The organism is Aeromonas sp. R2-4 (assembly GCF_040908365.1).
GTDB lineage: Bacteria > Pseudomonadota > Gammaproteobacteria > Enterobacterales > Aeromonadaceae > Aeromonas > Aeromonas veronii.
Map to the genome: position 1 here is coordinate 178514 of NZ_JBFODO010000012.1, position 12021 is coordinate 190534.

13 protein-coding genes, 1 tRNA gene and 1 pseudogene are annotated in these 12021 nt (G+C 51.2%); 7 read left to right on the forward strand and 8 right to left on the reverse strand.

Translation table 11 applies throughout. From position 1 onward, the window contains the following. Positions 1 to 17 precede the first annotated feature (17 nt). Both AB5Z05_RS05260 and AB5Z05_RS05265 read right to left on the reverse strand, forming a co-directional pair. Positions 18 to 2357: an acyl-CoA dehydrogenase gene (locus tag AB5Z05_RS05260; protein WP_368150382.1), complete on the reverse strand. Its 2340-nt coding sequence runs from the start codon at positions 2355 to 2357 to the stop codon at positions 18 to 20. A gap of 48 nt (positions 2358 to 2405) precedes the next feature. Next, positions 2406 to 3059, reverse strand: coding sequence for a TetR/AcrR family transcriptional regulator (locus AB5Z05_RS05265; RefSeq protein ID WP_368150384.1), 654 nt, complete (start codon positions 3057 to 3059; stop codon positions 2406 to 2408). Positions 3060 to 3527: 468 nt separating this feature from the next. Between AB5Z05_RS05265 and AB5Z05_RS05270 the strand changes: the two genes are divergently transcribed. Then, positions 3528 to 4268 (forward strand): phosphatase, encoded by a 741-nt coding sequence (locus AB5Z05_RS05270; protein WP_368150386.1) that lies wholly within the window; start codon positions 3528 to 3530, stop codon positions 4266 to 4268. A gap of 356 nt (positions 4269 to 4624) precedes the next feature. Further along, positions 4625 to 4700 (forward strand) — tRNA-Thr (locus AB5Z05_RS05275). Positions 4701 to 4765: 65 nt separating this feature from the next. Here AB5Z05_RS05275 and AB5Z05_RS05280 read toward each other — a convergent pair. Beyond that, positions 4766 to 5320: a hypothetical protein gene (locus AB5Z05_RS05280; protein WP_123172642.1), complete on the reverse strand. Its 555-nt coding sequence runs from the start codon at positions 5318 to 5320 to the stop codon at positions 4766 to 4768. A gap of 118 nt (positions 5321 to 5438) precedes the next feature. On the opposite strand from AB5Z05_RS05280, the gene AB5Z05_RS05285 reads away from it, so the two are divergent. Together AB5Z05_RS05285 and AB5Z05_RS05290 are read left to right on the forward strand one after the other, a co-directional pair. After that, positions 5439 to 5645, forward strand: coding sequence for a helix-turn-helix domain-containing protein (locus AB5Z05_RS05285; RefSeq protein ID WP_123172643.1), 207 nt, complete (start codon positions 5439 to 5441; stop codon positions 5643 to 5645). A gap of 242 nt (positions 5646 to 5887) precedes the next feature. Beyond that, positions 5888 to 6436 carry a hypothetical protein gene (locus AB5Z05_RS05290; RefSeq protein WP_150389442.1) on the forward strand — a complete coding sequence of 183 codons (549 nt, stop codon included), beginning with the start codon at positions 5888 to 5890 and terminating at the stop codon, positions 6434 to 6436. A 23-nt stretch (positions 6437 to 6459) separates the two neighbouring features. Here AB5Z05_RS05290 and AB5Z05_RS05295 read toward each other — a convergent pair whose 3' ends face one another. Both AB5Z05_RS05295 and AB5Z05_RS05300 read right to left on the reverse strand, forming a co-directional pair. Continuing rightward, on the reverse strand, positions 6460 to 6933 hold the full coding sequence (locus tag AB5Z05_RS05295) for a toll/interleukin-1 receptor domain-containing protein (protein ID WP_123172645.1): 474 nt from the start codon (positions 6931 to 6933) through the stop codon (positions 6460 to 6462). 2 nt (positions 6934 to 6935) lie between these two features. Continuing rightward, positions 6936 to 7355, reverse strand: a complete 420-nt coding sequence (locus AB5Z05_RS05300; protein ID WP_206424604.1) for a TIR domain-containing protein — start codon at positions 7353 to 7355, stop codon at positions 6936 to 6938. 419 nt (positions 7356 to 7774) lie between these two features. On the opposite strand from AB5Z05_RS05300, the gene AB5Z05_RS05305 reads away from it, so the two are divergent. From AB5Z05_RS05305 to AB5Z05_RS05315, 3 genes and pseudogenes are all read left to right on the forward strand, one after another. Then, positions 7775 to 8767, forward strand: a complete 993-nt coding sequence (locus AB5Z05_RS05305) for a DUF3289 family protein (RefSeq protein WP_234832711.1) — start codon at positions 7775 to 7777, stop codon at positions 8765 to 8767. Between the two features lie 608 nt (positions 8768 to 9375). Next, a pseudogene (locus AB5Z05_RS05310) lies at positions 9376 to 9609 on the forward strand (DUF4172 domain-containing protein); the annotation flags it as partial. Between the two features lie 66 nt (positions 9610 to 9675). After that, positions 9676 to 10503, forward strand: coding sequence for a Fic family protein (locus AB5Z05_RS05315; protein ID WP_232354413.1), 828 nt, complete (start codon positions 9676 to 9678; stop codon positions 10501 to 10503). A 75-nt stretch (positions 10504 to 10578) separates the two neighbouring features. Here AB5Z05_RS05315 and AB5Z05_RS05320 read toward each other — a convergent pair whose 3' ends face one another. The 3 genes from AB5Z05_RS05320 to AB5Z05_RS05330 all read right to left on the reverse strand — a co-directional run bounded on the left by AB5Z05_RS05320 (position 10579) and on the right by AB5Z05_RS05330 (position 11963). Further along, positions 10579 to 10818, reverse strand: coding sequence for a hypothetical protein (locus tag AB5Z05_RS05320; RefSeq protein ID WP_232354411.1), 240 nt, complete (start codon positions 10816 to 10818; stop codon positions 10579 to 10581). Positions 10819 to 10900: 82 nt separating this feature from the next. Beyond that, the gene (locus AB5Z05_RS05325) at positions 10901 to 11272 is read right to left on the reverse strand and encodes an H-NS family nucleoid-associated regulatory protein (protein ID WP_368150400.1); all 372 of its coding nucleotides are present in this window, start codon (positions 11270 to 11272) and stop codon (positions 10901 to 10903) included. Beyond that, a protein-coding gene (locus AB5Z05_RS05330; protein ID WP_197495595.1) for an IS1 family transposase occupies positions 11269 to 11963 on the reverse strand; the annotation gives its coding sequence in 2 pieces (ribosomal slippage) (positions 11269 to 11717 and positions 11717 to 11963; 696 coding nt in all). Before AB5Z05_RS05330 ends, AB5Z05_RS05325 begins: the two co-directional genes overlap by 4 nt. Positions 11964 to 12021: the final 58 nt, after the last annotated feature.

The following is a 12021-nucleotide window of genomic DNA, read 5'->3' on the forward strand; positions in this document are numbered from 1 at the left end:
ACTGGTTTGCCAAGGGATCAGGCGGCGTGCTCGACCTTGTTTGGCTGCTTGTTTGCTTGCTGGGAGAAGCCTTCCAGCTCGCCCGGGGCGAAGTTGTCTACCTGAATCGCTTCGTAGCGCAGGGCATCGGCGGCCAGCAGCTTGTCCGCTTCGTCCTTGCTCAGGATGGAACCGGCCAGCGCGGCGGCAACCAGCTCCGGCAGGGCCAGTTTGCGGGGCAGTTTGCCCTCTTTCTGGGCCTGCACCAGCTTCTTCTCGTAGGGCTGCACAGCGACCATGGCCTGGAAGGCGCGCTCCATCAGGCCGACCGGATCCGCCTCGTCTTTGCCCACATAGCAGAGGGCGGTCAGACGGTCGCGGAACTCGCCCGGCTTCATCATGGCCAGACAGATGGCGTGGCAGCGATCGTCGGCCGGCATCTTGTAACCCACGCCAAACGGGAACACCACACGCTTGAGTACGGCACCCACCACCTTGTTCGGGAAGTTCTGGAAGAAGCCCTCGAACGCCTTGCCAATCAGGTAGAGGTTGCGCTCCACCGCGTACTGCACGAACGGCAGATCGGAGACCATACGGCCCTGATCCTCGTAGTGTTTGAGGGTGGCGGAGGCCAGGTAGAGGTGGCTCAGCACGTCACCCAGGCGGGCGGAGATCATCTCCTTGCGCTTGAGATCGCCACCCAGCATCAGCATGGAGACGTCGGCGCACAGGGCCAGCCCTTTACTCATGCGGGAGAGCTGCTTGTAGTAGCGAGCGGTTTCGCCAGCTACCGGTGCGCTGTTGAACTGACCCAGAGTCAGCCCCTGGAACAGGGAACCGAAGAAGTTGCCGGCGCCGAAGGCGATGTGCTTCATCAGCAGGGCGTCAAACTTCTCGAGACCGCGTTCCACGTCGGTATCGGCCGCCGCTTCCAGCTCGGCAAAGACGTACGGGTGGCAGCGGGTGGCACCCTGCCCGAAAATCATCAGGTTGCGGGTCAGGATGTTGGCCCCTTCCACCGTGATGGCGACCGGAATCCCCATGTAGGCGTAGCCGGTGTAGTTTTTCGGACCGAGCTGGATGGCACGACCGGCGTGGATGTCCATGGAGTCATCCATGATCTGGCGCGCCATTTCGGTCATGTGGTACTTGGAAATCGCGGTGACGATGGCTGGTGCCTGACCCAAGTCCAAGGAACCTGCGGTCATGCGACGGGCCCCTTCCAGCTGATAGGTGAGGCCGCCGATACGGGCCAGCGCTTCCTGCACACCTTCAAATTTGCCGATGGACATGCCGAACTGCTTGCGCACATAGGAGTAGGCACCCACGGTGCGGCTCGCCATATGACCGCAAGCGGTGCCAAGGGCTGGCAGCGAGATGCCGCGACCGGCGGAGAGGCACTCCACCAGCATGCGCCAGCCGCGACCGGCGTAATCCGGGCCGCCGATGATCCAGTCGAGCGGAATAAACACATCCTTGCCGAAGGTCGGGCCGTTCAGGAACGCCAGACCCATGGGGTAGTGGCGATCGCCAACGCGCACACCGGGGTGGCTGGTTGGGATAAGCGCGCAGGTGATGCCGAGCTCTTCCTTGTCACCCAGCAGCTTTTCCGGGTCATAGAGTTTGAACGCCAGCCCCAGTACGGTAGCGCGGGGCGCCAGGGTGATGTAGCGCTTGTTCCAGTTGAGGCGAATACCCAGCACCTCTTCACCCATGTGCATCCCTTTGCAGACGATTCCCTTGTCCGGAATGGCACCTGCATCGGAGCCCGCTTCCGGCCCGGTCAGGGCGAAGCAGGGCACCTCTTTGCCATTGGCCAGCCCCGGCAGCCAGAAATCTTTCTGGGCCTGGGTGCCATAGTGCATCAGCAGCTCACCCGGGCCGAGAGAGTTCGGCACCATGACGGTGACCGCCACGCTCAGGCTCTTGGTCGCGATACGGGTGACGATGGTGGAGTTGGCAATCGCCGAGAATTCGCGGCCGCCGTAGGATTTCGGGATGATCAGGGAGAAGAAGCCTTCCTTCTTCAGATAGTCCCACACCGGCTCTGGCAGGTCTTTGGTTTCGTTGACGATCTTGAAGTCATCAACCATGGCGAGCAGGGTTTCGACCTGATTGTCGATAAAGGCCTGCTCCTCTGCGGTCAGCTCGGCCTTGCCGTAGCCATGCAGTTTTTTCCAGTCGGGGTTGCCGCGAAACAACTCGCCATCCCACCAGACGGAGCCGGCTTCCATGGCCTCCCGCTCGGTGGCTGACAAGGGCGGCAATATTTTTTTGAAGATGCCGAACACCGGACGGGTTACCACCTTTTTACGGATGGAGGGCACGCCGAGCACAACGGCTATCGCCAGCACCAGCAGGACAAGCAATGTGATCATACCGAAGTTCCTTCTATTTCACTGTTTCCGTTGATTTATTGTTGGTTGTTACACGGCCAGGGAGAGCCTGGTCGACTCCACGGGCGCCCCGACTCCGGACGCCAGATAAGGAATAACGTTGCGCACCAGCCCTTCCACATCGAGCTGCTGGCCAAAGTCGGCCAGGGCGATGTCGCGCAGCGCATCGGCAGAGGCCATGGTGAATACGACGGTGCCCAGGGTGAAGTGCAGGCGCCAGAAGAGATCCGCCGGCGACAGGACCGGATTGGCCTTGGAGATCGCCTGGGTGATCCGCATCAGAATGGGGCCGTAGTGGGCGGTGATAAAGCGGCGCAGGTGGCCCTGGCTGTCGATATAGCCGCGCCCCAGCAGCTGCATAAAGATGGCCGGGCCGTTGGCCCGCACTGCCGAGAGTTTCATCAGCGGTTCGACAAAGCTTTCAAACAGTTGCAGCAGGGTCAGCTGCTCCTGCTCCATCAGTACCCGCAGCCGGGCATCGAGATCCGGCATAAACAGGCTCAGGTAACGGTCGAGTACCGCCTGGATCAGCTCCTTCTTGGAGCCGAAGTGATAGTTCACCGACGCCAGATTAACGTCGGCCTCACTGGTGATCAGACGCAAAGAGGTATCGGCGAATCCCCGCTCGGCAAACAGCACTTCAGCGGCGTCGAGAATACGGTTTTTGGTATCGATTTTACTCACTGGACACCTCACTTAAACGAATGTTTAAAAAGTACGTTTCATAACGTGAAGTGTCAAGAGAATGTGAATGAGTGTTAGCGGAATGTTTTTCGATGAAAAAAGCAAAGTGGGCGGAACTTAGTCAAAAAGCAGGACTCTATATCTATGCCACTGCAATTAAACATTAAGTCTCGCCCAACCTGCACCATGCTAGTTGGGCCTTTTTTTGCGCGTCTGTTACCGGTTTGCGGTTTGCAGGCAAAAAAAACCGCCGCAGGGCGCGACGGTGGGGAAAGTGAGTTCGCGTCATCCTGACGGCAAACTGTCGATGCGAGTTCAGGCATGTATCGACGGGGGCAGTATGCCAGCCAGAGCCCCTCAGACTATGTCAGCTTCGCGGTATTTTGTGACAAAGTGTGGCAAGCACTGGCGTGGCCCAAGCTGCGGCTCTTTGCTATGCTGCCCTTTCAAAATATGAGGGGAGAGAAGATGAAGTACCCGGTCGATACCCACACTCACACCATTGCCAGCACCCATGCCTACAGCACCATCCACGACTATCTGCCGATAGCCAGGGCCAAGGGGATCAAGCTGTTCGCCACCACGGATCATGGCCCCGAGATGGCCGATGCCCCTCATGTCTGGCACTTTGCCAACTTGCCGATATTGCCAAGAGTGGTGGATGGGGTAGGGATCCTGCGGGGTATCGAGGCCAACATCAAAAACCTGGAGGGGGAGATCGATTTTCCCGAGCGCTATGAGTCGCGCCTCGACATGATCATGGCGGGCTTTCATGAGCAGGTATTCCCTCCCTGCGATCAGGCCACTCACACCCAGGCTATGATCAACGCCATCAAGAGCGGCCGGGTCGACATGATCAGCCACCCTGGCAACCCCGCATTTCCAATCGATATTCAGGCGGTGGTCAAGGCGGCCGCTGACTATCGGGTAGCGCTGGAGATCAACAACTCCTCTTTCATTCACTCGCGCCCAGGTAGCGAAGGCAACTGCCGTGCCATCGTTGAAGTCGCGCGAGATCTGGGGGCCTATCTCACTTTCGGCTCCGATTCCCACGTGGCATTTACTCTTGGCGATTTTGACCACTGCCACCGTCTGGTGACCGAAGCGGGCTTCCCGCAAGAGCGGATCCTGGTGCGCTCCCCCCGTGCCCTGCTCGAATTTCTCGAAAGCCGCGGCCGCGCCCATATCCCCGAGTTTGCCGACCTGTAAATTGGGCGCTAACACCATGAGCCAACTCATAAAATCGAGCTGCCTCAATTGACTTGCCGGCCATTTTTTATGAATGTGGAGAGCAACAAGCCGGTATAGCTCAGTTGGTAGAGCAGCGCATTCGTAATCAGGCTTTATATGTTGCATGCCTCAATTTTGACAAACTCTAATTCGTTGTTTTTTAAATGCTTTTTATGTTTGTCTTGTTGGTTTGATTGACACGCCGAATTTCACTGGATTATTGACAGATCTTGAGGGTAGATTGACAATCAATAGACAAGGTTGACATAAACAAGCCTTCGAAAATGTAGGTTATTTACACCCGAATATTGATTGTCACTATTTTGTATGTTTTAGCTGACTTAGCTCAGTAGGTAGAGCAACTGACCCGTAATCAGTAGGTCATCAGTTCGATTCTGATAGTCAGCACCATTTTTATGCACACGCTCTCAGTTGAATGAGTCAGTGATTTGTTGAAAGCAAGGTTCAACAATACGTCAGCTTCTCCCTAACGCCCTCATTACCTCCTCCACGGCAGCCAACCGACCTCGTAAGCCTCGATACTCTTGGCAGGTGTTCCTGAGCACATTCTCAATGGTCTTCTCTAGCGCGGGAAAATCTGTTCGTAGCTCGCAATATTCGGCGAACGTAGCCTGGTATTCCTGGAGCTCCAACCGATAAGTACGCGCCCTGGCCTCCAGTTCCCTTAGCCCTTCGTTCCTCACTTCCACGACAGCCTTTTGCTCGACCTGAGTCACTGGAATCTCTGGATCTAACAGGTATTCCTGGAAGGTAACCTCCTCAAACATCGCTGTTTTGATGTAGTTGGGACGTAGGCATTTATTGCCAACATTACGTTTATCCAAGATGCCAATATCGACTAGCTTGTTCAGATTGCGATATATGAGTCCATAGCGTCTCTGTTGTGACAAGCGTTCAATCTTGTCACCAAATACAGCGATTACGCACTCCTGTGCAGTGAAATCGTTCAGCTGCATCCGAATGAGTGCTGTGTAGAGTGCGGTTGGTAGCCACACAGTTTGGGAGCCCATAAGTAATCCTCGGTCTCGAACGACAATGGTTAGTGGGAATCTAAACTGGATTGCGGATTATAATCCGTGGCGATAAACCAGACAACTAGGGATAGTGCTCGCCAGAGAGAGGCGAGACATGCAAGACTTAGCAAAAAAATTTGGCAATACCATACGTGAAAGACGGCTTCGTTTGGGGATATCACAAGATGCACTAGCGTTGATGACCGACATCGATAGAAGCTATGTAGGACGGATTGAACGTGGTGAGGTCAATGTCACCCTAGAGAAAGCATACAAAATTGCCCAAGCGCTAGACTGTGATATTCAAGATTTGTTGCCATAGACTGTGGGCGAATATATTTAGCAGAATAATAAATATTGAAGGCGATAGGAATACATACGTTACCAAATAGATGTAATGCAGCGTTATTTTTATGTCGCCATTAATAAACAATGGAAGTCATCGTTTTTCTCATTAATTAGAACAGGAAATTGTTACCATCTGAAAATAAATAAATTTATGTGGCCATGCTTAGTCTTTATATGGTATATCTTCATTAATATTGTCATGCATGGGTAACTTATATGACTGAACAAAAAAACTGTACCTGTGAAGAGCTCAAGAATATGAAAGCTCAGATGGGGGGAGACAAGTTAAATCTTATATCTTCACCAAAGACTACTTACGGTGCAGAGTACGAAAAGCATCTTTTTGAACAGTATAAAATGTTTGTTGATATGGCAGATAGAGTTAGTGCTCGTAGAATGCTAGCTAACTCATTTTTTGTAGGTGTTCACACGGCCTTGATCACTGCATTTACTGTGATGCTCAAGGAGAAGATTTTACCTGATGGCTTGGTGGGCCTTTTACCATTTGGCGCAGTAATCGCTCTTTGCTATGTATGGTGGAGGGTTGTCTACTCGTATCGCCAACTGAATAGTGGTAAATTTGCTGTTGTTCATGAAATGGAGCGCGTCATGCCCATGGCCCTTTTCAAAGGTGAGTGGGTTGCTATGGGTGAAGGCAAAGACCCCAAGAAGTACCTACCATTAACACATGTAGAAAACTATGTACCGTTATGTTTTGGCGTCATGTACATGTTGCTTGGTATATCATTTTATTTTTTTAAATAATAGAGGGGCTACGCCCCTCCTTATTAGTATATCTGACCAAGATTTTTCTTTAAATTGTAATGGAACTGCTCAGAGCTTCTGGATGAAGTAGAAGCTTCATTTCCAAACTTACGATTAAATGCGAGTGGGTAATCAGCTTTGTAAGCCATTGCAAATAACCTTAAATGTTCAAGGGTTGTCATTTTAGGCCATTTTTTAAGATACTCAGGCAGATTTACATATCCCACTTGAAAGGTCGCTATGCGATTATCAATAATAGTTGCTTCGCCGATCTCAAAGGGAACCCACCAAGACCCTTCTGTATTTTCTGATACAACAGCAATGAGGTGAGTACAGTCTTTCATTCTAGCTGTAATGACTTCTGTGATTTGGTCTGTGGTTTGTGACTGAGGGTCTAATACATCAAGATATGTTTTGATTCCATACTGCTGCATAACAGCCGCTACACCGAGTGCCGCATCTCTATCTTTGTGTCGGTAGCTAATGAATACAGGCATTATTATTTTTCTCCTGCTAACACTTCAATTCCATCGACAATAGATTTGCTATTCCATGCCACAATTTTATCAGCCGAATCTTTCACTATTTTAGATGTTCTCTCTGATGCCCATGGCTCAATAGCAAGTATCTTTTTACCCATTGCCTGAGCCAGCTCAATCTCAATATTTATCCATTTACTATAAGTCGAATAAACACCAGCAAGAATTACGACAACAGAAGCTGGCTGGATTTGTGCTCTGATGGCAGCCCGTAGGGCGGTTTCGTTTGGAGCATTGTGAATGGGGTCATTCTTCGGAACACTATAATTTTTGTAGTTAAAGCCATAGGTGGACACTTGAGAGTTCAGCATCTTGCATACTTTTTCGTATGCATCACCATAAGCCCAGCTGTGACTAATGAACAGATTGTATAACGCCATCAAAACACGCCTTCTTCAGTTTGGATCACCAGAAACACTACATAATGACTAACTTTAAATCGATAGCACAACATGTAGTGCTGTATATACACACAGCACAAAGATATACGATCCGATTGGGGCGATCAAGAAAAACGATTGATGTATCATTAAGGTTGCTTTTTGATCTAATTGAGACTCGTTATCTCCCCTTTTCTACTACAGCAAATTGTCAGGACATGTCGCTTTCAGAAAATGCCTACATGGTCTCGATTGGCGCATTGATGATAAAGTGATCGCCCCACCACTCTTCATCGAGTCCTCCATACATGCAGAGACCAGACCTAAGAGACATCAACCAACTTACCAAGGACGAGTTTAAGCGCATTCTAGGCCCTGTGGCTGGAAGCCTTGATGACGGGTCGAAGGTCGTATTGGGGATGCAATCTGATGTGTTTGCTTGTTGCACTATCCTGGGAGACCAAATCTCAGTGAGGGGGACACCAAGGTTTGAGCAGACCATCAAGTCAGCATATGCCCAAGCCAAGCCGACAATGTGGTTTGGTTCGGCAGAGAAAGAGCGCCCTAAGGCAGAAACCGTTCCTCCCGCTCTCAAGCCAAAAACCGATACAACGTCAGCCACAACCTATCGTGTGCCTGTGCTCATCTACAAGTCGAAGCGCGAGCCAGGTAAGAACGTTGATGGCAGCCCCGCCGAAGATATGACCTATGGCACGATGACGGCAGAGCAGATCAAGGCTATCCCCATGTTTGTAGGGAAGATGGGAGATGACGGCTTTATTGGTGATCTCGAAAAGACTGACCCCAAGGTGTTCTTTAGTAGCTTCCGCAACATGGCTACATTGTTTGCAACTGGCGACTTGAAGATGAACATTCTGGCAATGATCGCCAAGTTCGAGAAATCCGAGGGGGGTGAATATCGGAACCAAGCGTTGACGAGAGCAGCGAGAGCCCACCCAACCACGATCAAGTTCTCAGATACCCTTATCAAGGAAGTGAAGGCAAAGCTGGCCGAAGTTGATGGTGATGTGAACAAGCTTGTTCTGAGTGATTTGATGCAGCAATACAGCAAGACCTCCGGCTTTCGGTTACCCATCTTCAACTCTGCGGCGGATAAGGTGCAGGGCCTTACAATTGCGGTTAACGATGTCTGGGCAGGCAAGGCGGAAATCACGACATACGAAAAGTTTGGCGATTTCTACAAGGGCACGATCAAAGTAACGCTATATGACCACTTCGGTCTCGATTATCCTGACATTGGCCCTGACCCCACGACCGGAAGAGTCAAGTTCTACGGCCTGGCGTCCGGTTTCAGAAGCTGGTTTGTTCTTCAACACTACAAGCGCTTTGCCTACAAGCCGTTTTTGACCGTCATTGAACTCAGCTATCCATTCCAAGGGGAACTAAAGTGAGTGCAGCAGTGAAGACAGAGAGAACATGGATATTTGTTTTGTTCATGCTCTATCACCTCTTGAATGCATCGATCCTGTTCATTCAGCCTGTCTATGACTGGTTTAACGATGAATACTCACTGACTGGCCTATATGTACTGCTCATGCCCTATCTCTGGGGCCTGATAACGATACTGGGGGCGATTTTGTTCTTGTCAGACCGCTCTTGGAAATACCTAGCAGGCAATCTACTCGGTGGTTCAATTCTTCTCTTTTGGTGGCTTAGACTGGCATCCTAATATTAGTGAGTGTCGTCAGGTATATGAATGAGCAGACCAGAAGGCATCTGCCTGTGCGTGGCTTTATGCAGCGTAAGCTGCAAGCTCACAAGATCTGTTCGAAACGGAAATGAGTTCCCGCCTTGTCTATCCACTGGTTGCTGTAACGCCACACAGCAGCAATAAATCCAGTTTTTCATCAGCTCCGGTCTGAAATTTTCAGCCTGTATCTCCTCCTCACTACCAGCTCTGCTGGTCTGCTGCATGTGTTATATTCGGCTCAAACATTGAGCTGAATGATGGGCTGGGTCGGCTCATTATTGAGACCCTAGCACGTTGGATGAGGAAATAATGGAACCATTTTGGATTTGGCAACAAGCAGATTGGCCCCATTTTCGTTGGCAGGATAGCGAGATATTGCCTAGATTACGGCAGGTTCAACGCAGGCAGGGAATTCTAATCGGTAGTCATTCCAGGTTGGGGAACCCCAACCAAACGTTGGACACGTTATTGGCTAACATCATCGCCTCGTCCGCTATCGAAGGCGAACGTCTCAATGCCCAATCCGTGCGTTCCTCTCTGGATAGGCGGTTAGGAGGCTCACAAACTCAGTCCTATCCAGTATCAGAGCGCTCAGAGGGGCTCGCGGCCATGATGCTGGATGCCATCGACAATCATGGACAGCCGTTGACGATTGAGCGGCTTTACCAATGGCATCGTTGGTTGTTCCCCGTCAACGAATGGTCGGTGAAGCGGCTGCATGTAGGGCAGTTGCGAGGAGATGCGCCGATGCTGGTTGTCTCTGGACGTGTAGATCGCCCCACCGTGCATTTTGAGGCACCGCCCAGAGCAACTCTGGACGATCAACTGGCCGAGTTCATCCCCTGGTTTAACCAGACTCGGCATGACCCCACGATGGATCCACTGCTTCGTGCGGCGATTTGCCATCTCTGGTTCGTGACCCTGCATCCCGTTGATGATGGTAATGGGCGGCTCACGCGGGCATTGACCGATCTCGCGCTGTCACAGGCTGACAGCCACAGCATCCGGCTGTATGCCATGTCAGTTGCGATTCTAGAGCTGCGGGGTGACTACTATCGAGCGCTTGAGTCAGCGCAGAGGGGCTCGCTAGATATTACCTCCTGGATCTGTTGGTTCCTCGACACACTGGATTACGCCATAGAGCTGGCATTACAGGTTATTGAGCGTTCTCTTGCCAAAAAACATTTCTGGTTGCAGCACTGTCATGATGGTCTGAGTCCAGAGCAAACCAAGGTTATTAACCGTTTATTGGATGGCGGCCAACAAGGTTTTGAAAATGGCATCAACGCCAGCCAATATCAAAAAGTCGCCGGAGTCAGCAAGGCGACGGCTACACGCCATCTGGCCGAATTGGTGGGTAGGGGGTGCATTGAGAAATTACCTGGTGGCGGACGCAATACACGCTATCAGATCCGCTTGCACACCGAGGGAGTTTGAAAAAGCATCGCCATGGGGTGTTATTTTTATTTGGTAGATAAAATCTGCGATTAACGTACCAATGACGATCTTTAGTTAAATATTGACACCATGATGAGTGCCGTCCGGCATATGAACGAATAAACTCAACCGACAGTCATGGCTCTCAACTGATTTTTTGAGCGACAACAAACTATCGAGAACATCGGGATCTATTGCAGGAACATCACCCGTCCCGAGATTTGAAAGCAGTTTGGTCACACTGAGACGTACCAGTTGCTCTTCGGCCAGCGCCTTTGCTCTCTGGACAACCTCGGGTGATTCGGATGAAATCATATCCTCCAATGTCCTCCCCATACGGTGCTCCTACTACAGATAGAATTAAAGGCCCACGCCGAGCTGGCATGGGCTCTCAGCACTAGATCAAAAACTCTTCCAATGCACGACCATTAGCCACTGCTTCTGCGATGGTCTTGGGCATGCGACCTTGGCCAGTCCAGGTTTTCTCCTGACCGTCTTCGGTGTATTTGTATTTTGCAGGACGAGGAGCGCGCTTGCTCTTTACTGTACCCTCTGCTTTTGCAGTGGTTGCAGTACCAACAAGCTCACTCGGATCTATGCCCGCTTGTTTCAGCAGCTCGGTAAACTCAGCCAGTTTTTGCAGGCGTTCAGCGGACTCTTCTCTCAATTTGCTCTCTTGCTGCTCACGCTCAGCAAAAATCTCTTCGAATTTTTCTCTGATTTCGACCAGCTGCTCGAAAGAGAGCTCGCGGGTAATGACTCCAATCAGTTGAAATGGTGTCTTTCTATAAAGGCACCAATCACTTTCTCGTGGAGCTCAACGGAACGAGAGAAGCAGATGGTCTTGCGAGCCAATCGCTTGATGCGCGTTCTGAGCGTCAGGTTGTTACGCTCGATACGCTGGGTGAATATCTTCCCGGTCAGATGCATCTCGCTCGGCACCTCTCTGGCATAGCTTCCCCAGTCATCACTGGTGATAAAGCCTATCTGGAACGGAGAAAGCAGGCTCAGCAACCGACGGCATGTCTCATCGTTGCGTGGGCCAAAGGTATAGGCCACGACTCGTTTTCTCTTGGTATCAAAAGCATACCAAAGCCAATGTTGATGCTGTTTATTGCCGACATAGGCCCACTGTTCATCAAGTTCACAGATAAGCGCCACGTCATAGAGCACCACCTTCTCGGAGGTTACTTGCCTTGGGGCGAGTTTTTTAGGGTGCGTATGACGGTGTTGATGCCAATCTTGAGGACGCGAGCAGTATCACGAACACCTGAGCCGTTGAACGCCATATCAACAATCTTGTCTTTGACGCCAGGCTTGCGGGCTTCATAGGTGTAGGTGAGCTGAAACACGTGCGGACAGACGGGGCAACGATAGCGAACATGGCCAGCAGGGGTCTTACCATGGCGATATACGTGGTCAGAGTTGCAACGAGGACAGTGAACGGGGATGGATGCCATGAAGCTGTCGGTCTCAAAAGAGTTCATCATATCAACTCAACCGATCGGATGCATCACC

What these genes read in the sequence shown, in the direction of transcription:
- AB5Z05_RS05260 (WP_368150382.1), bottom strand. Translation starts at nt 2,357, where the DNA reads ATGATCACATTGCTTGTCCTGCTGGTGCTGGCGATAGCCGTTGTGCTC.
- AB5Z05_RS05270 (WP_368150386.1), top strand. Translation starts at nt 3,528, where the DNA reads ATGAAGTACCCGGTCGATACCCACACTCACACCATTGCCAGCACCCAT.
- AB5Z05_RS05280 (WP_123172642.1), bottom strand. Translation starts at nt 5,320, where the DNA reads ATGGGCTCCCAAACTGTGTGGCTACCAACCGCACTCTACACAGCACTC.
- AB5Z05_RS05285 (WP_123172643.1), top strand. Translation starts at nt 5,439, where the DNA reads ATGCAAGACTTAGCAAAAAAATTTGGCAATACCATACGTGAAAGACGG.
- AB5Z05_RS05290 (WP_150389442.1), top strand. Translation starts at nt 5,888, where the DNA reads ATGACTGAACAAAAAAACTGTACCTGTGAAGAGCTCAAGAATATGAAA.
- AB5Z05_RS05295 (WP_123172645.1), bottom strand. Translation starts at nt 6,933, where the DNA reads ATGCCTGTATTCATTAGCTACCGACACAAAGATAGAGATGCGGCACTC.
- AB5Z05_RS05300 (WP_206424604.1), bottom strand. Translation starts at nt 7,355, where the DNA reads ATGGCGTTATACAATCTGTTCATTAGTCACAGCTGGGCTTATGGTGAT.
- AB5Z05_RS05305 (WP_234832711.1), top strand. Translation starts at nt 7,775, where the DNA reads ATGCAATCTGATGTGTTTGCTTGTTGCACTATCCTGGGAGACCAAATC.
- AB5Z05_RS05315 (WP_232354413.1), top strand. Translation starts at nt 9,676, where the DNA reads ATGATGCTGGATGCCATCGACAATCATGGACAGCCGTTGACGATTGAG.
- AB5Z05_RS05320 (WP_232354411.1), bottom strand. Translation starts at nt 10,818, where the DNA reads ATGATTTCATCCGAATCACCCGAGGTTGTCCAGAGAGCAAAGGCGCTG.